General features: G+C 72.2%; 20 protein-coding genes and 1 riboswitch. Of the genes, 12 read left to right on the top strand and 8 right to left on the bottom strand.

The annotated features are described in order from the left end of the window. The 4 genes from VM242_03535 to VM242_03520 all read left to right on the top strand — a co-directional run. Nucleotides 1-603 (top strand): hypothetical protein (locus VM242_03535; GenBank protein HVM04224.1); only part of this gene is annotated, 603 nt, incomplete at its 5' end. 188 nt (nucleotides 604-791) lie between these two features. Further along, nucleotides 792-2021, top strand: coding sequence for an EAL domain-containing response regulator (locus VM242_03530; protein ID HVM04223.1), 1230 nt, complete (start codon nucleotides 792-794; stop codon nucleotides 2019-2021). A 5-nt stretch (nucleotides 2022-2026) separates the two neighbouring features. Then, nucleotides 2027-4966 carry a response regulator gene (locus VM242_03525; protein HVM04222.1) on the top strand — a complete coding sequence of 980 codons (2940 nt, stop codon included), beginning with the start codon at nucleotides 2027-2029 and terminating at the stop codon, nucleotides 4964-4966. A 108-nt stretch (nucleotides 4967-5074) separates the two neighbouring features. Continuing rightward, a riboswitch (cyclic di-GMP riboswitch) is annotated at nucleotides 5075-5155 on the top strand. Nucleotides 5156-5203: 48 nt separating this feature from the next. Continuing rightward, entirely contained in the window at nucleotides 5204-5773 is a 570-nt protein-coding gene (locus VM242_03520) for a CAP domain-containing protein (GenBank protein ID HVM04221.1), read from the top strand. A 29-nt stretch (nucleotides 5774-5802) separates the two neighbouring features. Here VM242_03520 and VM242_03515 read toward each other — a convergent pair whose 3' ends face one another. The 3 genes from VM242_03515 to VM242_03505 are packed head-to-tail and all read right to left on the bottom strand — an operon-like array spanning nucleotide 5803 to nucleotide 7781. Further along, complete coding sequence (locus tag VM242_03515; protein ID HVM04220.1) at nucleotides 5803-6129, bottom strand: hypothetical protein; 327 nt, start codon at nucleotides 6127-6129, stop codon at nucleotides 5803-5805. Nucleotides 6130-6131: 2 nt separating this feature from the next. Continuing rightward, nucleotides 6132-7505: a DUF4331 domain-containing protein gene (locus tag VM242_03510; GenBank protein ID HVM04219.1), complete on the bottom strand. Its 1374-nt coding sequence runs from the start codon at nucleotides 7503-7505 to the stop codon at nucleotides 6132-6134. 6 nt (nucleotides 7506-7511) lie between these two features. Further along, nucleotides 7512-7781: a hypothetical protein gene (locus tag VM242_03505; GenBank protein HVM04218.1), complete on the bottom strand. Its 270-nt coding sequence runs from the start codon at nucleotides 7779-7781 to the stop codon at nucleotides 7512-7514. A 231-nt stretch (nucleotides 7782-8012) separates the two neighbouring features. Between VM242_03505 and VM242_03500 the strand changes: the two genes are divergently transcribed. The 5 genes from VM242_03500 (at nucleotide 8013) to VM242_03480 (ending at nucleotide 13832) form a co-directional block, all read left to right on the top strand. Beyond that, the gene (locus tag VM242_03500) at nucleotides 8013-8891 is read left to right on the top strand and encodes an ABC transporter substrate-binding protein (GenBank protein HVM04217.1); all 879 of its coding nucleotides are present in this window, start codon (nucleotides 8013-8015) and stop codon (nucleotides 8889-8891) included. A gap of 68 nt (nucleotides 8892-8959) precedes the next feature. After that, entirely contained in the window at nucleotides 8960-11020 is a 2061-nt protein-coding gene (locus tag VM242_03495; protein HVM04216.1) for an ABC transporter substrate-binding protein, read from the top strand. A gap of 84 nt (nucleotides 11021-11104) precedes the next feature. Beyond that, nucleotides 11105-12046 carry an ABC transporter permease gene (locus VM242_03490; protein ID HVM04215.1) on the top strand — a complete coding sequence of 314 codons (942 nt, stop codon included), beginning with the start codon at nucleotides 11105-11107 and terminating at the stop codon, nucleotides 12044-12046. Beyond that, nucleotides 12043-12918, top strand: coding sequence for an ABC transporter permease subunit (locus VM242_03485; GenBank protein HVM04214.1), 876 nt, complete (start codon nucleotides 12043-12045; stop codon nucleotides 12916-12918). Before VM242_03490 ends, VM242_03485 begins: the two co-directional genes overlap by 4 nt. A 20-nt stretch (nucleotides 12919-12938) precedes the next feature. Beyond that, nucleotides 12939-13832: an ABC transporter substrate-binding protein gene (locus VM242_03480; GenBank protein HVM04213.1), complete on the top strand. Its 894-nt coding sequence runs from the start codon at nucleotides 12939-12941 to the stop codon at nucleotides 13830-13832. A 5-nt stretch (nucleotides 13833-13837) separates the two neighbouring features. Here VM242_03480 and VM242_03475 read toward each other — a convergent pair whose 3' ends face one another. From VM242_03475 to VM242_03465, 3 genes are all read right to left on the bottom strand, one after another. Then, nucleotides 13838-14512 carry a response regulator transcription factor gene (locus VM242_03475; GenBank protein HVM04212.1) on the bottom strand — a complete coding sequence of 225 codons (675 nt, stop codon included), beginning with the start codon at nucleotides 14510-14512 and terminating at the stop codon, nucleotides 13838-13840. Nucleotides 14513-14525: 13 nt separating this feature from the next. Beyond that, nucleotides 14526-15269: an ATP-binding protein gene (locus VM242_03470; GenBank protein ID HVM04211.1), complete on the bottom strand. Its 744-nt coding sequence runs from the start codon at nucleotides 15267-15269 to the stop codon at nucleotides 14526-14528. A 490-nt stretch (nucleotides 15270-15759) separates the two neighbouring features. Continuing rightward, nucleotides 15760-16017 (bottom strand): hypothetical protein, encoded by a 258-nt coding sequence (locus VM242_03465; GenBank protein HVM04210.1) that lies wholly within the window; start codon nucleotides 16015-16017, stop codon nucleotides 15760-15762. A gap of 784 nt (nucleotides 16018-16801) precedes the next feature. Between VM242_03465 and VM242_03460 the strand changes: the two genes are divergently transcribed. Together VM242_03460 and VM242_03455 are read left to right on the top strand one after the other, a co-directional pair. Next, the gene (locus tag VM242_03460) at nucleotides 16802-16993 is read left to right on the top strand and encodes a DUF5678 domain-containing protein (protein ID HVM04209.1); all 192 of its coding nucleotides are present in this window, start codon (nucleotides 16802-16804) and stop codon (nucleotides 16991-16993) included. Nucleotides 16994-17094: 101 nt separating this feature from the next. Next, nucleotides 17095-17490: a hypothetical protein gene (locus VM242_03455; GenBank protein HVM04208.1), complete on the top strand. Its 396-nt coding sequence runs from the start codon at nucleotides 17095-17097 to the stop codon at nucleotides 17488-17490. A gap of 289 nt (nucleotides 17491-17779) precedes the next feature. Here VM242_03455 and VM242_03450 read toward each other — a convergent pair whose 3' ends face one another. Next, nucleotides 17780-19393, bottom strand: a complete 1614-nt coding sequence (locus VM242_03450; GenBank protein HVM04207.1) for a hypothetical protein — start codon at nucleotides 19391-19393, stop codon at nucleotides 17780-17782. 1 nt (nucleotide 19394) lies between these two features. Further along, nucleotides 19395-19628 carry a hypothetical protein gene (locus VM242_03445; protein ID HVM04206.1) on the bottom strand — a complete coding sequence of 78 codons (234 nt, stop codon included), beginning with the start codon at nucleotides 19626-19628 and terminating at the stop codon, nucleotides 19395-19397. Nucleotides 19629-20307: 679 nt separating this feature from the next. On the opposite strand from VM242_03445, the gene VM242_03440 reads away from it, so the two are divergent. Further along, a complete protein-coding gene (locus VM242_03440) occupies nucleotides 20308-21549 on the top strand; it encodes a cation:proton antiporter (protein ID HVM04205.1) in 1242 nt (413 codons plus the stop codon). Nucleotides 21550-21870 lie beyond the last annotated feature (321 nt).

The following is a 21870-nucleotide window of genomic DNA, read 5'->3' as shown; positions in this document are numbered from 1 at the left end:
GCTCCTCCCCCGCCTCCTCGGGCGCCGACGACCAGGAAGGGCCGCCTGTCGGGCGCCCGGGGGATCGGCTTCGCGCTCGTCGTCATCGTGGTGGGCCTCGGCGTGTGGGGCGCCACCATGTCGGAGACCGAGTCGGAGAAGGCCCAGGAACGCGTCGAGGACTACCTCGAGGGCACGGGGCAGAAGGAGTTCTTCGCCTCCGACTCGCAGTTCCGGGCCTCGTTCCCGACCTACCCGGTGCGCACGACGGAGACGATCGACGCCCAGGGCAGCGAACTGCCGATCACGCTCTACACCAGCGAGGGCACGGACGACGCATTCTCGGTGGGGACCTTCGACCTGGCGGCCACCGACCAGTTCGACCTCGTCGGGTCGGTCAACGGCCAGGCGGCCGGCGTGGGCGGCCGCGTCGAGACGTCGTCGCTGACCAGCTTCGCCGGCCGCGAGGCGGTCGAGTCGGTGATCTCGACGCCACAGGGCGTGTACGTCAAGAGCCTGGTCGTGCGCAGCCCCACCCGCGTGTACCTGCTCCAGGTGATCGGCCGCGACAACCCGCCCAGGGGGTACGACCAGTTCAAGGGCACCTTCGAGATCACCGCGTAGCCGGCCGGTGCGTGAGCAGAGTTGGAGCGCCCGAGGTCCGATGCGTAAAATCCAGTATTCTCGACATTTCTCCTATGCCAAGGATGGGCGCCGATCCAGCACGGTCCGCCGCCCGAGCCATGACGCCACCGCGAGACCGGCCCGTGGCTGATCGGGCCCCGGACCCACCGGGGCAGACGGCGGCAGGGGTGCCCGTCGGCGACGTCCTGGCCGGGGCCACCGTCGTCGTCATCGACGACGACGAGATCAACGTGGTGCTGCTCGAGGGCGTGCTGCGCCAGGCAGGTGTCGGCACGGTGCGGCGCGTGACCGATCCGGCCTTCGCGGTGCAGACGTGCCTCGAACTGCACCCCGACCTGGTGGTGCTGGACCTGCACATGCCCGGCGTCGACGGCCTCGCCGTCCTGGAGGCGCTCCGCCTGGAGCTGCCCCAGGACGCCTTCGTCCCCGTCGTCGTCGTGACCGGGGACGGGCGCTCGAAGGCACGGGACGAGGCGCTGGCCGCCGGCGCCAAGGACTTCGTCACCAAGCCGTTCGACCCCACCGAGGTCGTCCTGCGGGCGAGGAACCTCATCGAGACCCGGGCCCTGTACGACCGCATCCACCGCCAGAGCGCCGCACTGCGCGTCGAGCTGGAGGAGCGCAACGCGAGCGACGCCCGAGCCCGGGCCGAGCACGACCGCCGGCGCCGGCGGGTGGAGGACGCCCTGTCGGGGAGCACGGTGACCATGGCGTTCCAGCCCATCGTCGACCTGGCGACCGACGCGGTGGTCGGCGTGGAGGCGCTCGCCCGGTTCGCCGGCCCGCCGCACCGTCCGCCCGACGAGTGGTTCGCCGAGGCGGCCGCCGTCGGGCTCGGCACCGACCTCGAGCTGGCCGCCGTGCGTGCCGCGCTGGCGGCGGTGGACCGGTTCCCGCACGAGATCTTCATGTCCGTCAACGTGTCGCCGGCCACCACCGTGTCGCCCGAGCTGGCGGCGTTGGTCGCCGACGCGCCGGCGCACCGCGTCGTGGTCGAGCTCACCGAGCATCACCGCATCGACTGCTACGACGCCCTGCTGGGCGCGCTCGACCGCCTGCGGGCGCACGGGGCGAGGATCGCCGTCGACGACGCCGGCGCCGGCCACGCCGGCCTCCAGCACATCCTGCGCCTGCACCCCGAGGTGCTCAAGCTCGACATGGCCCTCACCCGCGGCATCGACGCAGACCCGGCCCGCCGGGCGCTGGCCACCGCCCTCGTCCACTTCGCCGAGGACATCGACTCGGTGATCGTCGCCGAGGGGGTGGAGACGATTGAGGAGCTGGACGTCCTCCGCTCGCTCGCCGTCCGCTGCGCCCAGGGCTACCTCCTGGGCCTCCCGGGCGCCGCCCCCGAAGCGTCGGCGCCGGCACGGGAGCCGGGCCGGAGAGGCGGGTAGCCACCTTGGGAGAGGAGTCACCGGGGCGGGCGTCGCTGTACCGGCGGCTCGTGGAGGGCGCCAACGTCGGCGTGTGGGTCCTCGATCCCGACGGCCGGACCACCTTCGCCAACGCCAAGGCGGCGGACATCCTCGGTTACCCGGAGGACGAGATGGCCGCCCTCTCGCTGTTCGACGTCCTCGACGAGCAGGGCCGGGCGCAGGCCGCCCGGAACCTCGAGAGGCGCCGCCACGGCGCCGCCGCCCAGCTGGAGTGCGCCTTCCTCCGCCGCGACGGCTCGCGTGTCTGGGTGCTCGTCAACACCGGTCCCCTCTGCGACGACGACGGTGGCTACCTCGGAGCGGTGACCTTCCTGAGCGAGATCACCGAGCGCAAGCACATCGAGGAGGCGCTGGAGCGGGCGACCGCCCGCTCCAGCCTGCTGGAGGCGATGGCGACGGCGGCGAACGACGCGTCGAGCGTGGCCGCCGTGCTCTCCACGGCCGTGGACGCGATCTGCGCGCACACCGGCTGGCCCGTCGGCCATGCCTTCGTGCCCGCCCCCGGCGACGCCGAGCTGCTCGTGTCGTCCGGCATCTGGCACGTCGACGCGTCCGGCGACGACTACCGGTCGTTGCGCACCGCGACCGCGGCGACGACCTTCCGTGCCGGCGACAGCGTGGTCGGCGGGCGCCTGCGGGACGCCCGGCCGGTGTGGGTCCCCGACGTGACGCGGGACCGCACCCACCGGCGGGCGGCCGTCGGCGGCGACCTCGGCGTGCGGGCCCACGTCGCCGTCCCCGTGCGCGTCGGCGCCGAGACGGTCGCCGTCCTGGAGTTCTTCTCCCCCGACGTGCTGCCCGCCGACGCCGGGCTGCTCGCCACGCTGGACCGCGTCGGCGTCCTCCTCGGACGGGTGGCCGAGCGGGAGCGGGCCAGCTCGCAGCTGGCGGCCGCCCGCGACCAGGCCATGGAGTCGTCGCGGGCGAAATCGGAGTTCCTCGCCACCATGAGCCACGAGATCCGCACGCCGATGAACGCCGTCATCGGGCTCACCGGGCTGCTCCTGCGGACCGAGCTCGACTCGCGCCAGCGCGAGTACACCGAGGGGGTCCACGGCGCCGGAGAGGCCCTCCTGGCCATCATCAACGACATCCTCGACTTCTCCAAGATCGAGGCCGGCAAGGTGGAGCTGGAGGTGGTCGACTTCGACGTCGTCCAGCTGGTCGAGGAGGTGGCCGGCCTGGTGGCGGATGCCGCTCGCGGCAAGGATCTCGAGCTCGCAGCCTGCTGCCATCCCGACCTGGTCCCTACGCTGCGGGGTGATCCGGCCCGGCTCCGCCAGGTGCTGCTCAACCTGGCGGCGAATGCCGTCAAGTTCACCGACCACGGCGAGGTGGTGGTCCGGGCGCGGGAAGAGCGCGACCGCGCCGACGGCGTCGTCCTCCGGTTCGAGGTCGCCGACACCGGGCCGGGCATCAGCCCCGGCGACCAGAAGCGCCTGTTCGAGCCGTTCTCCCAGGGCGACGCCTCCACCACCCGCCGGTTCGGCGGAACGGGGCTCGGGCTGGCCATCTCCACCCGGCTGGTGGCCGCGATGGGCGGCGAGATCGGCGTCGACAGCGAGCCGGGACGAGGCTCCACCTTCTGGTTCACCGTGCCCGTGGAGTCCTCCACGTCCGGCCCCGTCGCTCCTCCCGCCTCCCACCACCTCCTCGACGGCCTGCCCGTGCTGGTCGTCGACGACAACGAGACCAACCGCGTCATCCTCCGCGAGCAGCTCACGGCCTGGGACATGCGGCCGACCCTCGCCGGCGACGGCGCATCGGCGCTGCGCATCCTGGGAGACGCGGCGCGGGCGGGAGCGCCGTTCGGGCTGGTCCTCCTCGACATGTGCATGCCCGGCATGGACGGGTTGGACGTCGCCCGCCGCATCGCCGCCGACCCGGCGACCGCCGGGGCCCGGGTCGCGCTGTTGACGTCGACCAGCGAGGTGGGTGCCGCGGCGGCCGCCGCCGCCGGGGTCGCCGCCTGCCTCACCAAGCCCGTCCGGCTGTCGCAGCTCCACGACGCGCTGGTCCGCCTCGTCGCCCCCGAGACCGCCCTCCGCCGCCCGACCGCACCCGTGGCCGGGCGCGGCACCCCGGGGGCGCGCGGTCACGTCCTGGTGGTGGAGGACAACGCCACCAACCAGATGGTGGCCGTCGGCCTGCTGGAGGCGATGGGGTACACCGCCGACGTCGTGGCCGACGGGCTGGAGGCGCTGCATGCGCTCGATCGCGGGACGTACGTCGCCGTGCTCATGGACTGCCAGATGCCGCACATGGACGGTTACACGGCGACCCGGCACATCCGGCGCCGCCCCCGGGACGCCGGCATCCCCGTCATCGCCATGACCGCGGGCGCCGTCGCCGGTGACCGCGAGCGCTGCCTGGAGGCCGGGATGGACGACTACATCACCAAGCCGGTGAAGCCCGACGAGCTCGAGGCGGCGCTGGCGCGGTGGGCGCTTCCCGTCCCCGACGGGGCCGGCGCCGGGGACGGCAACCCTCCGGCCGGTCCCCGGGGCGACGGCGACGACGACGGCGTCGACGCCGGCGGGGGCGTCGACGCCGCTCGCCTCGAGCTCCTCTGGAACATCGGTCCCGCCGACGGCTCGCTCCTCGCCGCCGTCGTCGACGCCTTCGTCGCCCACGTGCCGAAGAGCCTGGGCGACGTCACGACCGCGGTCACGGCGGGCGACGGTCCGGGGCTGGTCCAGGCGGCCCACCGCCTCAAGGGCGGAGCGGCCAACCTCGGGATGGCCGGCGTGGCGTCGATCTGCGCGGAGCTCGAACGGCTGGGTGAGGCGGGGCGGTTGGACGGCGCCCGTCCGTTGCTGGACGTGCTCGAGGAGGAGCTGGAGCGGGCGCCCGTCAGCCTGCGCCGCTTCCTCGCCGCCGGCCCTCCCATCCCGGGACGCTGAGGGGGGCCGGCCCGGGCCGGCGCGACGGCGAGGCGGTCCTGCTCGTTCCGGGGGGCCTGCACCAAATCCTCAAGTTTCGGCGCCTATGTGCCGTTGTCTCCCTCACACCCACGACAACGGCAAACCCGGGGCGACCCGGCGACGCAAAGCCTCCGGTCTCGGAACGTCCGAGACAGCGGGGCCACCGAATGGCTGGAGACCTGGCTCTCCCGTGGGCGACACCCCGAGGAGAGCTTCATGCGCACCCGTCTGCTCCGCATCGCCGCGCTCGGTGTCACCCTCGGCCTCGGCGGCCTCGTGCTCGAGGTCAGCCCGGCGTCGGCGAGCGTGGACACCGGCTCCGACGAGATCGCCCTGGCCGGCATGATCAACGCCGAGCGCGCCGCCGCCGGCCTGGCGCCGCTGGCCATCGACGGCCGCCTCTTCGACTCGGCCCGCTCGTGGTCGGCCGTCCAGGCCGCCGCCGGCGACCTGAGCCACGACGCCTCGTTCTTCGCCGGCGACCGTCCCGGTGGCGCCGGCGCGGTGGCCGAGAACGTCGCCTACAACACGTCGGCGGCGACCATCCACGCCCGCCTGATGCAGAGCCCGGCCCACCGCGCCAACATCCTGAACCCGGCGTTCAACTCCGTCGGCGTCGGCGAGGTCGTGTCCGCCGACGGGCGCATCTTCGTGACCGAGCGCTTCGCCCGCATCGACGCATCACCCGAGGCGGCGCCCAAGGCTGCCGTCAAGAAGGCGAAGGCGACCAAGGCGAAGGCGAAGGCGAAGGCCAAGACCAACAAGGCCCGCTCGCGGCGCCGCTAGCCACCGCCCGCGGTCAAGACGACGACGGCTCATCCGTTCTGTGTAGCGGCGGTGAGGTCGAGCTCGGCCACGCGGCCGCCGCCGACCTCCACGACGGCGAGCGTGGCCAGCTGGTCGTCCAGCACCTCGTACATCCCCGCCGACACCGCCGGGAAGAGCGCCACCGGGACGGACCGGCCGCCCACCTCCCGCACGTGCACCCCGGTGTGGAAGCGCCGGGAGGGGTCGCCCGCCGGCTGCGCCTCCAGCTCGCCGCCGGCAGGCACGGCGGCGAGGCGGACGACCAGCGCGCCCACCTCGCCGCCGACGTCGAGCACGGGCCAGTCGCCCGCGCCGTGGCCCGCGTGCCCCGACATCGCTAGGCCGCCGGCACCTCGTAGCCGCTGTGGGGCGTCCCCACGAACGGGAACGAGCCGAGCAGCGCCCGCTCGGGCGGGCTCGTCCCATCCTCCACCAGCGCGGCGGCGGCGTCGGGCGTGTAGCCGGGCGCCACCAGCGGGTACGTGGCGCCGGCCACCGCCCGCAGCTCGATGGTGACGACGTCGTCGGTGAGGCGCCGACCGTTCGGGAACCCGGCGAGGTCGCCGCCCACGATCCCGAGGCGGTTCGGCGCGGCCGCCGGCGGGACGGCGACGTTGAGGCGCAGCATGTCGGCCTGCGTCGTCCCGGTGAAGTTCTGGAAGCCGGGGACGATCCCGGCCGGGATGCCCGTCAGCAGGATGGCCAGCAGGTCGGCCCGGTCGGCGTCGAGACGGGCGAGGTTCGGGAACACGCCCGGGTAGAGCACCGGCAGCAGCCTGGCCAGCTCGGGGCGGGCGACGTACCTGGCGAACTCGGCATCGCGGTCGGGCCCGAGCGCGTTCCACCGGTCCTTCTGCGCCATGGGGACGATCACCTCGTTGAACAGCGGGTTGCCGAGGCGGGAGACCTGGACCCACGGCCCGGCGTTGTTCAGCAGTCCGGCCAGCTCGACGCCGATGATCGAGGCCTTGCGCCGGCTCGCCGCGCCCCACACTCCGATGACGGAGCGGGGCTCCATCGGGTCGGTCGGCACGGAGCCGTCCCGGGTCAGGTGCGAGATCGGGACCTGGATGGCGATGGTGTGGACGTTGGCGCCGGCGAGCGTGTCGACGCCTTCGGCGTTCGCGGTCGGGATCAGGTGCAGCGACTGGAACGGCCGCAGCGTGCCGAGGTCGAAGACCGAGCCCAGGTCGACGAAGAACGGGTCGGCCCGCTGGCCGGCGAAGACCTTCGTCCCGTCGGGCAGCGTTCGCACGGCGGCCGACGCCAGCGATCCGTAGCCCGGCGTCGAGCGGGGGCCGATGTTGCACGGCGGGCACGGCACGTTCGAGGCGACGACCCTCTCGACCCCGCGGCCGGGCCGACGGTCGATGCGGGTGACCGAGTAACGCTGGCGGCGGTTCCACGTCGGCGCGTCGAGGGCGGTGATGGGGCCCGTGTTGTAGAGGAACGTCTCGGTGTTGGTGACGGTCGTCCGGAACTGGAATCGGTAGGTGACGTCGGGCCTTCCGTCGCCGGTGCAGTCGACGTGGATCTCGTAGCGGACGTCGTCGCCGAACTCGTAGAAGTTGGGCCCCCCGGCCGGCGACTGGGCGGGCACGTAGTTGGTGACGATGGTGACCGTGTCGCCCGGCGTGCGGAAGGCGTAGGTGTCGGTGTTGTCGGCCACCGGGTCCTTGGAGATGCCGGGTGCCTCTCGGTGCGAGGACATGGCCGCCTACCTCGCCGCCCGCAGCATCCGGGCCACGAGCCTCTTGTCGGTGAACACGATCGACTCCTCGCCCAGGAGGAGCTCGAACTCCCCGGTGGAGACGTCGCGCAGGTGCACGACGAAGGACTGGGCGGCCAACTCCCGCTCGGCGTCGGTGAGCGCGGGCTCGTCGGCGACGGCCGCCCTGGCGACGCCCGGCACGGCCATCATGCCGATCGCTCCGGCTGCCCCTATCGACCCTCGGGTCAACAGGGCGCGGCGAGTGATCTCGTTCATCTCGCTTCCCTCCCCTCGTGGGCGCCCTCTGTGCGCCCGCCGTTTCTCCGGTGCGGGGGTGGCGGGCGGATGTCACCCATCAGGCGGGTCGTCGGCGCGCCTCGCTGCTGTCGCGGCGCTGGCCCGGGCGCGTCATCCCCCTGTCAGGCGGCTGCGTCATCATCGAACCGCCCGAACGAACGGAGTCCCGTGCCCGACCTGGTCCGCCTCGGTCTGTACTGCCCGCCGTGAATGCCCGGCTACCACCTGCCGTTCTTCGCGGCAGCGGCGAACGGTCTGTTCGCCAGGCACGGTCTCGACGTCGACATCCTCGACCCGCCGCCGGGACCGGACATGGAGATCTCCCACCGGGTGGCCGCCGGCGGTGCGGACTTCAGCCTCACCGGCGTGACCTACCACCTGTTCGCGCACCGCGACGCCGATCGGCGCCTGGCCGCTCGCTTCGTGTCGGTGCTCCAGCCCCGCGCCGGGTTGGCGGCGGTGGTACCGGCGACGTCGGACCTGTGGATGCCGTTCGACCTCGGAGGCCGCCGCCTGGCGAGGTCGGCGGCCTCCTGGCTGGCCGCCGAGTGCGTAGGGGCCCTCCTCGCCCGGGGTGTCGACGCCCCCGTCGTGGCGCCCACACCCGACGGGGCGGCCTGCGCGTTGCGGGACGGGACGGTCGACATGATCGCCACCTTCGTCGACACCGTGGGCATCGGCGACCGGGCCGGGTTCCCGGTGCGGCAGATCCCGGTCGGGCTCGACGTGTACGGGAGCGGGTTGATCGCCGGCGATCACGTGCCCGACGGCCTGGCCGCCCGGGTGGCGACAGCCGTGGCCGAGGCCTTCGACCACCAGCGCCGGGAACCGTCGGCGGGCGTTCGAAGCTTCTGCGAGCGGTTCCCCGGCGTCCACCCCGGGCGGGCGGCTCGCAGCTGGACCGAGCTGGCGGCCTACTGCTTCGGCTCCGGGCCGACGGGATCGATGACCCGCGCCGGCTGGCAGCGGACGCTCGACTGGCTCTGCGGTGTCCACGGGCTGCTCGTCGACGCCGTGGACGACGTCGCTCGCTGGCCCGCCACCGCCGGGAGCCCGCCTTCAGGTGATCTTCAGGTCTCGGTCACGTGAAGATCAGGCTCGCCGGCGCAAACTGGTCGCGGAGCGCCCGCGCCGGGTGCACGAGGAGGAGGCGCCCCATGATCGACGTCCTGCGACCGTCCCGGTACGCCCACCGCCGAACGGACGGCGGCTTCACCCTGATCGAGCTCCTGGTCGTCATCGTCATCCTCGGCGTCCTGGCCGCGGTGGTGGTGTTCTCGGTCGGCGGCGTCAACGACAAGGGCGAGAGCGCCGCCCTCAGGACGGACATGCGGACCGTCCAGACGGCCGAGGAGGCGCACTACGCGAAGTTCGGGACCTACGCCACCGAGGAGGAGCTGGTGGCCAAGGGGTTCCTCGCTTCGGTGTCCACCCTCACCGACGTGGTGATCACCGGAGGCCGCTCCGGCGCGCAGTTCCTCCTGACCGTCCAGGAACCCACCGACGACGGCCTCGTCGTCGGCGTGAACCCCCAGACGTCGTCGGCGGACTTCACCGGCGGGTTCACCGGCACACCGGCGGGCGTGAAGCACAACTTCGGCATGGGGCCGACCAACACCAACATCTTCGAGACCCTCGTCCGGATGACGCCGGACTTCGGGTACGAGCCGTGGCTGGCCGAGAGCTGGGACCTGCCCGGAGCCGTGCCCGCCGGCGGCGGCCCGGCTCTCGGGCCGACCACCTACCGGTTCCACCTGCGCCACGGCGTGCTGTTCCACAACGGGACCGAGCTGAAGGCCGACTCGGTCATCTACACGTTCAACAGCCGCATCGCGCCGAACTCGACGCTGGGCGTCACCACCACCTCGGCGGCCGCGGTAGCGGGCGATCCCTACGCGGTGGACGTGACCTTGAGCTTCGCCAACGCCCGGCTCCTCGAGCAGCTCGTCCACCACCAGACCGGCGCCGTCGTGGCCAGCGGCACGGTTCCGCTGGCGGGCGCATCGGCGACGCCGACGCCGGTGGGGACGGGGCCGTTCAAGTTCTCCATCCCCGACGGCTCCTCCTACAGCCAGGGCAACCAGCTCGTCCTCGTGCGCAACGACGCCTACTGGGGCGACGAGGCCAAGCTGAAGACGCTGACCTTCCGCTTCATCGCCGACAGCACGACCCGCCTGCTGGCGCTCCAGGCCGGCCAGATCGACATGATGTACGACGTACCGAAGGACTCCCTCGCCGCCGTCGGGGCGACGCCCGGTCTCAAGACGGCCGTGTCGCCACCGGGATTCAACGAGGTCATCTGGATCAACAGCCACCGGCCGCCGGCACCCGGGACGTCCAACGACGCCCTCTCCGACCTGTCGGTGACCACCCCGCCGTTGAACAACGGGAACCGTGTCCGCAGGGCGGTCGCGGCCGCCATCGACCGTCAGACGATCCTGAACGCGACGTGGCCGTCGGGTGCGGCGACGGCCAACACCTTCCTCCCGGCCTCGGTGCTCGCGCCGCACGACACCCTGGTCCAAGGCCCGACGTTCAGCCGCGCCGAAGCCGCCGAGCACCTCGACGCCGCCGGCTGGACGTGCACCGGTACGTGCGGTCCGGGCAACTTCCGCTCCAAGGGTGGCGTGACCCTGACGTTGAGCCTGCTCAACGGCTACACCCCGACGTCGCTGCGGGGCGACGCCGACATCCTCGTGGAGAACGACCTCGAGGCCGTGGGCATCGACGTCGCCCGGACCCGGCTCTCCGACACCCAGCAGGCCACCTACAACACGGCCATGACGAACGGCACGTTCGACCTGTACATGGAGCGCATCTCCCAGAACGACGCCAACCCGGCCTCGCCGCCGAGCAACTTCTTCGACTGCGGCGGTGGCAGCGGCGGCACCAGCGCTCCCGCCGGCACCGGCGTCGGTGCCGGCGGGAACTGCCCGAACAGCGGGCTCAACCAGATCGGCGCGGGCTACGCCAACTGGCTGGCGGACAACGCCACGCCCTTCGCCGCCACGCTGGCCTCCGCCCGGCTCGCGACCGACCCGGACGTGGCCAGGCAGAGGACGGCCGAGGCGATGCACCACGCCGTCGACGACTACGTCGTCGGGGTCCACCTGGGGGCCCTGAACACGCTCTACGGCATGAAGTCCGACGTCCATGGGTTCCTGCTGCACGGGTCGCTGCGCCAGGTCCGCTGGGCCTCGGTGTTCCGCCTCCGCTGAGCCGCGAGCGGCACCGGTGCGGCGCCGGTGCCGCTGGAGCGGCCCGCCGGACCGGGGGCCGCGCCCGTACGCTCTGGGCCTGCGATGACCCGCCACCTGCTGAGCCGGCTCTCGTCGCTGGTGCCGATCTGGCTGCTCATCACCTTCTTCGCCTTCCTGTTGGCGACGGCGGCACCCGGCGACCCGGCGCTCGCCGTGCTCAACCAGCGGGGCGTCGACCCGATCACCGCGGCCGATCTCCGCCAGGTGAGGGCCGAGCTGCACCTCGACGACCCGTTCGCCGTTCGTTACGTCCGTTGGCTGGGCGAGGTGGTGCGCGGCGACCTCGGGACGTCGTTCAAGGGTGGTCGCGTGCTGCCCCTGCTCGCCTCCCGGTTCGGCGCCTCGCTCCAGTTGGCCGTCCCGGCGTTCGTCCTCGCGCTCGCCATCGGCCTGGGTGCCGGATTCGCCGCCGCCGCCCACCGGGACGGGGTGGTCGACCACCTCGCCCGCCTGGTGACGCTGGTGCTGGCGTCGGTCCCCAGCTTCTGGCTGGGGTACCTCCTGATCATCGTGCTGTCGGTGAAGCTGCAACTGCTCCCGGTCGCCGGCCGGGACGACTGGCGGCACGTCGTCATGCCGGCGACCACCCTGGCGCTCGGCTCGGCCGCCAGCCTGGGCCGCCTGGTACGGGCAAGCGTGCTCGACGAGCTGGGAGAGCAGTACATGCGCACGGCCCGGGCCAAGGGCCTGAGCGACCGCGACGCCCTTATGCGCCACGCGGCCCGCCCTTCCCTCGTTCCGGTGGTCACCGTGGCCGGGCTCCGGCTCGGCCGGCTCCTGGCGGGCGCCGCCATCGTGGAGACCGTCTTCTCGTGGCCCGGGATCGGCCGCCTCCTCGTCGAGTCCATCAACGACCAGGACTACCCCGTCATCCAGGGCATCGTGCTCTTCACGGGCACCGTGTTCGTGTTGACCAACCTCGTCGCCGACCTGATCTGCGCCCGGATCGATCCGCGGATCCGCCTGGGCGGGGGTGGAGGTTGACCATCAGCGGGACCGGCTGGCGGGCCCTTCGGGACCCGGCCACCGTGGTCGCGGCCGCCGTTCTCGCCGTCATCGGCGTGGGCGCGCTGGCCGCTCCGTGGGTGGCGCCGCACGACCCCACGGCGGTGGATCTGGAACACCTGCTCGAGGGGCCCAGTCGGCGCCACCTCCTCGGGACCGACGGGCTGGGCCGCGACGAGCTCAGCCGGCTGATCCACGGAGCGCGGTGGTCGCTCGGCACTGCCCTGGTCGTGACCGTCCTGGTGACCCTGATCGGCACGGCGGTCGGGGCCGCGGCCGGCTTCTCCCGTGGCTGGGTCGACTGGGTCGTCGTCCGGGTCGTGGACGCGCTCCTCGCCTTCCCCGCCCTCCTGCTGGCCCTGGCCATCGTCGGCGTCGTCGGCCCGGGGCTGCGGGGCGTGCTCGTCGCCCTCGTCTCGGTGGGCTGGGCGACGACCGCCAGGGTCGTCCGGGGCCAGGCCCTCAGTCTGCGCGAGCAGGACTACGTGACCGCCGCCCGGGCGGCGGGCGCCGGCGACGTCCGGATCATCGTCGGTCACGTGATCCCCCACGTCATGTCCCCCGTCCTCGTGCTGGCCAGCGTCGAGATCGGCCAGCTGATCCTGGCCCTGGCCGGGCTGAGCTTCCTCGGCCTCGGTGTCCAGTCCCCGACACCCGAATGGGGCACCATGGTCAACGAGGGTCGGGCGTTCCTGTTCTCGAAAGCCGACCTCATGATCTGGCCGGGGGCCGCGATCAGCGTCACCGTGATCTCCTGCAACCTGCTCGGCGACCGCCTGCGCGACGTCTTCGACCCCCGCCTGGCACCCGAGGCCCGCGAGGCGCTCTCGCGGGCCCGCACCACCCGCTGAACGGTCCTACTGTTGGACACATGGCTGATCGTGTCCGCCTGAGCCTGTTCTGCCCCTCCTGCCTTCCCGGGTACCACCTGCCGTTCTTCACCGCCGTTACCAGAGGGGTGTTCGCGGACCACGACCTGGTCGTCGACATTCTCGACCCCCCGCCACCGCCGGGCACCGCCAACACCCACCGGGTGGCGGGCGGCGGGGCCGACTTCGGCCTGACCGGCGTCACCTACTTCCTCCTCGCCCTCAAGGAGGCGGGCGACCGGCTTCCCGCCCGCTTCGTCTCGGTGATCCACCAGCGCAGCCCGCTCGGCGCCATCGTGGCCGAGGACTCCGACATCGAGACAGCGGCCGACCTCTCGGGGCGGAGGATGGGTCGCGGGAGGTACACCGGGTGGCTGGCCGACGAGTGCGGCCAGGCCCTGGCCGACCGGGGGCTCGAGTCGCCCGTCTTCGTCGACCTGCTCCACGGGGATGCCCCGTACGCGCTCGGGCGCGGGGACGTCGACGCGTGCGCCACCATGGTGGACACCATCGCCGGCATCGCGGCCAAGAGTGGACTCGAGGTGCGCGCCGTCGCCCTCGGCCCCGACGTGTACGCCAGCGGTCTCATCGCCGGGGATGGTGTGCCCACCGACGTGGTGGAGCGCATGCGACAGGCGGTGGTCGCCGCCTTCGCGCTCCAGGAGGCCGACCCGGCGTCGGCGGTGGCCGAGTTCTGCGAGCGCTTCCCCGACGTGCTCCCATCGGTGGCGACGGCGGGGTGGGCCCACCTCCAGTCCTACGCGGCGGCCGGTGCGGGCGGCGTGGGCGCCATGGACGCGGTGCGGTGGGCGGCGACGGTCGACTGGGTGTCGCGGGCGCACGGGCTCCCGCCCGTCGCTCCCGAACGGGTCCACCGGCCCGAGCTCGCCTCGTAGCGGGTTCAGCGGGTGGCGTTCAGGCGGTAACCGAGGCCCCGGACCGTCTCGATCGAAGCTCGCCCGAACGGCTCGTCCACCTTGGCCCGCAGCCGGCGGACGAGCGCCTCGATGACGTTGGAGCGGGCATCGAAGGCGAAGTCCCACAGCTCCTCGTGCAGGCGCGACCGGGACACCGCCCGACCCTCGTTGCGGGCCAGCATCTCCAGGAGCAGGAACTCCTTGGGGGTGAGGGAGATCTCCACGCCGTCGCGCCGTACGCTGCGATTGCCCGGATCGACCACGATCCCGCCTGCCTCCACCACCGTCGGCCGGCCGGTGGGCGCCCGGCGGGCGAGAGCCCGGAGCCGGGCCTCCAACTCGTCGATGGAGACCGGCTTGGTCACGTAGTCGTCGCCGCCGGCGTCCAGGCCGGTCACCCGGTCGGCCAGGTCGCCCCGGCCGGTGAGGAACAGCACCGGGGTCCACTGCTCACGCGCCCGGAGCTGCCGGCAGACGTCGAACCCGTCGGGCGGCGGCAGGTTGACGTCGAGCAGGATGGCGTCATAGGAGACGACGGCCGAAAGGTGCAGCGCGCCCTTGCCGTCCCCGACCGCATCCACCGCGTGGCCCAGGCGCCCGAGGGCGGCACGGAGGACGTCGACCGCTTCGGGGTCGTCGTCGGCGATGAGCAGCCTCATGCCCGCCGGATGCTCAGAACGGGCTCCAGCACACCGGGATCGGGACGGTGAAGCACACCGTGGCACCTCCCCGGTCGTTGCCCTCGGCCCAGATGCGACCGCCGTGGCCTTCCACGATGCGCCGGCACACGGCCAGGCCCAGTCCGGTGCCGGCGCCCGGGCCCTGTCCCGGTCCGCGCTGGAAGGCGCGGAAGACCCGCTCGCGGTCGCGCTCGTCGATGCCCGGCCCGTCGTCGCTCACCGACACCCGCCACGCGCCGCCCGACTGCACCGCAGAGACGCGGACGGCCGGCGGGCGGTCCGGCCGGCGGTGCATGAGGGCGTTCGCCACCAGGTTGCGCACGACGAGGGCCAGCTCGGCCGCGTCGCCCCGGACGGTGGGCAGGTCGGCCCAGTCCACCGTTGCGCCGGCCGCCGCCATCGACGCCGCCAGGTCCTCACAGGCGCCGGCCACCAGGGCCTCGAGGTCGACGTCCTCCCGCCGGCGGACCGCGGTGCCGAGGCGGGCGAAGACGAGCAGCCCGTCCACCAGCGCGCTCAGGCGGGCGGCACTGGTGCGGAGCCCGTCGAGGCGCCTGCGGTTCTCGGCGTCGAGGTCGCCACCTGCGCCGGCGGCCAGGAGATCGGCGTAGCCGACGATCGTCTGGAGCGGCGAACGCAGTTCGTGGGCGGCAACCGAGGCGAGCTCCATCAGGTCGGCGTTGGACCGCAACAACTCGGCGTTGTCCCGCTCCAGCGCGGCGATCCGCCGGCGCACGGTTGCCGGGTCCTGCGGCCGTGCTGCAACCGCCGGACCCGGTGCCGCACGCGCCTCCCCGCCTGCCTCCACCGGCCCATGATCTCCCAGAACTCGTCGAGCGTTCAATAGCTGCCGACCACACCTAGGGACCCCTTGCAGGACGGGTTCTCGCTGATCCCAGCGACTTTCCATCCAGCTGGGCCAGCGCCGGACCGCCCATCGCCTCCAGCCTGGGGCTGAGCGCTCCCGGCAGGCGCAGCCTGCGCCGCTCCCGACGACCGGTGGGCCAAGGTGCCTCGTCACGCTGGCCGCCGGGCCGACCAGCCTGACACCGCCGCACGAGCGGGCACCGCAACGGCGCCTGCGTGACCACACTGCCGTCAGGAGACCCGCAATGCGCACCCAGGAGGCCTACGGCCTCTTGCAGTTCTTCGCTGGTGCGCCGAGCGCTGCCTGCGCCTGTCGGCGACACCGAGAGGCGGTCGGCCCTCCCGTGTCGGCGGATGCGCTACGAGTCCTTGGCAAGGATCTCGGCTGCTGCTCTCATCTGCTTGGCGAGATGCTTGCGGGCTTCGGCTTTCCCCGACCGGCGTATCTCCTCCTTTGCCTCTCGAACGGCGGCACGCAGATCTCGAACCGCCTCATGGGCCTCCGACGTGACGGCCTTCAGCGCCTCTCGCTCGGCCGCCAACTGGGCCAGCAGGTCCGTCATCTCCGTCCTTGATGCCTCGGCCCGGGCGAGGACCTCCTCCAGGGACTCGACCATCCTCCGAGGCTAGGCCGGGCCGCTTCGCTGCGACGAGTCTGGAACGACGAACCGGCGCGACATTTCCCGCGTGCGGGAGATCGCCACCCCTGGACCGCACTCGCCTGCCGAGCCCCCGATGGGGCGGCGTTGTTCGTGCGGCAAGAATGGGCGGATATCGCCCGTTCTTGCCGCCTGAACGGTCCCGGTGGTGGTCCGCGGCGCGAAGCGGTCGGGCAGCACGAATGGGCGAAGGCCCGCGCCGGGCGCGGGCTGGACGGGCTCCACTTCCACGGCCTCGGGCACGGCGGCGACCATGACGGAGGCCACCGGCGCCGGCGCGACGGGATTCAGGTGCCGCATCGGCCGCTCGTCACCCAGGCCGCCCTCTGCTATCAGCACGCGAGCGCCCGCCGGGAGCTGGCCATCACGACGCCCCGGAAGGCACGAAAGTCCCAGCCCGGGAGGCGTCCTTCAGCTCCTGACCAGCCTCTTCACTAGAGAGCGGGCGACGAGAATCGAACTCGAGTTCTCAGCTTGGAAGGCGCCAAGCCACATTCCGCTCACCTGCCGGTTTGCGTGTATCCGCAGGTCAGACCGCATTTCGCGGTGACCGGCGGTGCCCGTCAATGACCGGGTTTGCACCGCTCGTAGGCACGATTGGGGCACGAAACGCCTACGACAAACGCCGGGGGGCAACCGCTCGGCGGCGGCTCCTATCACTGGCCCGGCTTCTCCGTGGCCACTCGGCCGAATCCGACGACGGTTGATACCCGGGGAACGGGTGGCCTGCCATCATGGGTTCATGGCCCGCAACTGGCACCTCGAGCGCTACCCGGGCAAGCACGTCGCCATCGACATGCGCACCGACGAGGTCGTTCTGGTCGCCGACACTCCACAGGAACTCGAAGCGCAGATCCGGGCGCGTCGCCTCACACACGTGGCGACGATGCGGGCGCCGACCGAGGACGAGCCATTGTTCGTCGGCGGCCACTGACCGCAGGCGAGATGCCGACGTCGTTCCCCTGGCTCTACCCCGCGGCTGAACGGCACCCATGGCGAAGCCGTGACGTCCTCCGCCCGGCCGTACCGGCCAGCGTGGCCGGCGAGAAGCTGGCCACGGCACCCCGCGTCGGCTTGGTCGACACAGGCGCCGAGAACATCCTCGCCGCCGACTGGCTGGCCGACCTCGCCGGCGTGGACCTCCAGGCGAACTCCGACGTTGCGCTCATCGGGATCGGCGGCCAGACCGCCGAGGTCCGCTTCGTAGAGGTCGAACTCCGGCTCCACCGCCCCGACGCCGGCGACCAGGTCGTCTCCTGGCGTTGTGATGTCGGATTCGTTCCTGGGTGGCAGGCGCCGTTCGCCCTTGTACTCGGCCAGGCCGGTTTCCTCGACCGCTTCACCGTCACGTTCCACCGCGGTGCGGCGATGTTGGCGATCGAGGAGTGGGACGCCTTCGACGCCCGCTTCGGCACCGGCAGGCCTACTTGACGCAGGTATCCCGCTTGAGGTCGGTTGTGATCCGCTTGAGGTCGCCGAGCTCGGGCTTCGACAAGTGGGGCCCTCGACGCCGCCTCGGCCCTCCGCGAGACGTCCGCGTACGCACATCTCGTTGCTGAGCGAGTCGAGTCGGTACCGCCACCCACGCCACGGCTCCGCACGCGAAGCGCCGCTCGGTACGGCTCAGGCGAGGTCGAGGGCCGCGTTCTGGTGCGCACGTTCTGTGGTTGCCGCGGCGCTCGAGTGCGCACGACATGCAGCGGCGAAGCCGCCACACTCGCTACGTCGATTCGACGGGGCGGTAGGCGTCGGCGTCGAGGCCGAAGGTCCACGCCAGGGCGGCCCGGGCCGTGCCCACGTTCGGCGGCACCCCTAGCACGGCGACGGAGCGAGTTCCGTCATCCCGGGCGGTGGCGTTCTCCATGACCAGTAGCTGAATCGGCTCGTCACCGGTGGCCGCCTTGCGCCAGAGGGACCCGCACTCGTCGTGGTGGACGGGCACTGCACCGGACTCGGCCAGGTAGCGGTCCCAACCGCCGTAGCGCTCGACTAGGACCAACCGGACCTCGACGTTGCGCTCGGCGTCGATGTCCGCCGGGGTGATGTGCGCCGGCTCGGTGACGACCCGCTGGGAAACCCGTTGGCCGTGCCAGGCGTGCACCGTGAAGCCATCCCGGTACTCCACCGCCGGTCCTGCGTCGCCGTGCGCCCAGCCGCCGTCGTCGGAACGGATGACCACCGGACGTTCGGTGAGGATTGCCAGGCGCCCGAACGCCCACCACGAACCGCAGGCCTGGCTCAATCGCTCCAGCACGTCGAAGGACGGTGCCGGCCTGCGAAACCGGCCGCTACGGCGCAAGAAGTCGACCCGCGCCAGCCACTCGGTCGGCGTCGATGACGAGACGATGCCGACCCGGCGACGTTCTCCGGCGGGGTCCAACCACACCGTGTCGCGAACCCGCGACCATTCGAAATCGGCGGAACGGAACCACGGGGCCGAGCTCTGGACCTGCTCGACCGCCGCCGCCCAGGAACGGGACAGCAGGCCATCGGCGCCCGCCTCCCCGCGGATGCCGGCGTCCACGACGTGGTGGACCTCGTCCTGGACCGGTTGGGTCAGGCCGTTTCGGACTACCTGTCCGACGCGGCGGCCCACGTCGATAGATAGCCGTTTCCACACGAGGGGTGGCACCGTCGGCCGGGCGGAGGCTTCCAGCGCGTCGCCCACAAGTCCCGTGCCGCCGGTGAGCATCCAGCCCGCCCGGTGGGCCAGGTCGACCAGGGCGTCGTCGGACCCCGGTGGGACCGGCCAGCCCATGCCCACCCGCAACACGCCGTCGATCGTTGACGCCACCAGCGCCCCGGCCAGGTACGACTCCAGCCAGATGGTCGTCGGCGGCGGCCTGCCCGCGACGGCGTAGGCGGTCCGGATGGCCGCCTCAGCGGCTGGATGATCGGCCGGGTCGGTCCGGCGGCCGATGCTGGCCCAGTGCTCGACGACGGTCGGGATCAGCGCTCGTTCCCTGGCCGGCATAGTGCTGGCCCGTCCGTTGTCGGCGCAGTCCTCGCACACCGAGATCTGCGTGAGGGAGCCCTCGTAGCTGTCCGTCGAAATCACGGCCGCCGGAGCGGCGAAGCAGGCGTCGCAGACCGAATCGCCGACGAAGACTGGCGTGCCGAGGCGGAAGCGGAGCCGCTCGATGCCTTCCGGTGTGCCGACGACACGCATGAGCAGGCCCTCACCGTGGCGGCGGCCCACCGCCGTTTGGGCGGAGTCGTGGCTGGTGATGCAGCCCTCGTCCGTCCAGGCGCGGAGGTCGTCGAGGAGCGCGAGGAAGGCCTCCATGCTCACCCGGCTGGACGGCTCGGCGACGTCGAAGACGGCGGCGACCACGTCAGTCCGGGACCCCGATGCTGAACATCGGCCGCGCTCGGTCGTCGCCGTACTCGCGCTGGCGCGCCACCCGGTAGGTGCCGGCCGGCACCGTCAGCGGTGCGTGGTCTGGGTGGGTCAAGGTGGCGGAGCCCGCCACCCGCAAGAACATGTCGCCCCGACTCATGAACGCCTCGATGCCCTCCCCCCTCACGGCGTGGAAGTGGCGGGAGGTCTTCCCAGGATGCAGCGACACCGGCCCCTCCATATGGCCGGCCGGGCTGGGAACGGCATCGACCTGGACCAAGAGAACGTCGCCTTGGCGGTACATGGCCCTCCTCAGTCCGTCAGCGGGCCAACCATTGTGGACAGCTGTGCCCTTTTCCGCCAGGAGCAGATGCCCACCCGACCTCGTGACCGGCATCGCCGATGCCGGGATGATGCAGCAATGCGGCGCCCTTCAACGTCCGCTGGGGCGATTCCGCGCTGGTCGCTGTGGGGGTCGGCTCCTGACCTGAGCAGCGAGGCTCCGCAACGCATGCTGCGCACCGTGACGACGTCACACCGGGGCCAGAAGTCGGCGCACTACGCGCCGTTCGGCGCTCACGCAACGCCGCCAACAGCCCGCGTTCGGCGTGCGCAACGTTCGCCGCCCCCTATCCCGGCTGAGCGCATCCTGGACCTGCTTCACGCGATTGCCGGGACCTCGCCTCACTTCCGAGGTGACGGACAACAGAACCTCGGACCTGGAGGACCTGGTCGCCTCGCTACCACGGATTGGCGACGCAACACGGCCGGCGATGCCATCGTCTTCTGCGTGGACATCCGCCCTCGGATCGATTGAGACCTCGATGGCTGCGAGGACGCGGCAGCCGTTGTACGAGCCGCCGACGGTTACCCGCCGGACCCGCCCTTGCGTCTGGAACTGTTGTGCCATGGACCACTACCACCTCCTGCTTGCCATCGTCGGCGCAGTAACGCTCGGGGCCAGCGTCCTCCCACTGCTGGTCGCAGGGCGACCCCTTTCGTTCCCGATGGTCTACGTCGCCCTCGGCGCGGTGGTGTTCTCCCTGCCACTCGATCTTCCGCGTGCTGATCCCATCGCCCACGGCGGATTCGTCGAGCGCCTCAGCGAGCTGGTCGTCATCGTCGCCCTGATGGGTACTGGGCTCAAGTTGGATCGCCCCTTCGGTTGGGCCACGTGGCGATCGACGTGGCGGCTGCTCGCCGTGGCCATGCCGGTGACCATCGTCGCGACCGGTCTCCTCGGGTGGTGGATCCTCGGTTTCGCCCCGGCCACCGCGATGCTGCTCGGAGCGGTGGTGGCCCCGACGGACCCCGTACTCGCCAGCGACGTCCAGGTGGGGCCGCCCGGGGAGGACGATGAAGATGAGGTGCGCTTCGCGCTCACCTCCGAGGCCGGGCTGAACGACGGGCTGGCCTTTCCCTTCACCAACGCCGCCATCGCGGCGGCGAGCGCCGCCGGCGTGGGCGAGTGGGTGGGATGGTGGTTCCTCGACGACGTGGTGGTCAAGCTCGTGGTCGGCCTGGCGATGGGCGTCGCACTGGGGCGGGGGCTGGGGTGGATCGTGTTCCACATCCCCACCGAGCGCAAGCTGGCAGAGTCGAGCGAGGGCTTCGTCGCCCTAGCCGGGACGCTACTGGTCTACGGGGTCACCGAGCTGGCACAGGGGTACGGGTTCCTGGCGGTGTTCGTCGCGGCGTGCATGATCCGTAGTCGGGAGCGGGGACACGCCTACCACGAGGTTCTGCACACCACCGCTGAGAACACCGAGCGGCTGCTCACCGTCGTGCTCCTCGCCCTCCTCGGGGGTGCGGTGGTCGACGGCGTGCTATCCGGGCTTGGATGGGGGGGCGCCGTCGTCGGCCTCGTCACCGTGCTGGTCCTCCGCCCGCTGGCCGGTTTGGTGTCCCTGGCGCGTACGGGGACCGCACCGGGCGAGCGCACCGCCATCGCCTTCTTCGGCGTGCGCGGCATCGGCTCCATTTACTACTTGGCCCATGCTCTCGAACAGTCCACCTTCGCCGAGGCACCCACGCTGTGGGCGGTCGTCGCCTTCATCGTCCTCTTGTCGGTGGTGCTGCACGGGATCACTGCCTTCCCGGTCATGCGCCGCCTCGATGATCAGCGGACGGCGAGGCAGGGGCCCCCGTGACAGGACGGCCGGAGGCCCCGTGTGCTCGCCCGTGGAGCCGGTCGCCCCTTCGACGATCACCTCGCCGACCCCAGTCCAGAAGCCGGCGATCTGCCCCGCGACCTCAGCGACAGAGCTCGCCTCGGTGATAGCTGGGGACGCGTCGGCCTTCACGCGCGCCCTCCTACCTCGCGATCTCAATTCTCAAGCCGCGTGAACAAGTGTCAGTCGCGCCGATTGGAGCGCACCTGAGGGGACCGAACGGACATGACCGGCCATGGAACGCCGCTCCGAACCGGCGTTCGTCGCGTCCGGGTAACTGGAGCCGCGGTGTGCAGCTAC

It is taken from the genome of Acidimicrobiales bacterium (assembly GCA_035540975.1).
Classification (GTDB): Bacteria; Actinomycetota; Acidimicrobiia; order Acidimicrobiales.
The sequence above is the reverse complement of the archived record's forward strand: the minus strand, read 5'-3'. Positions and strand labels throughout refer to the sequence as shown.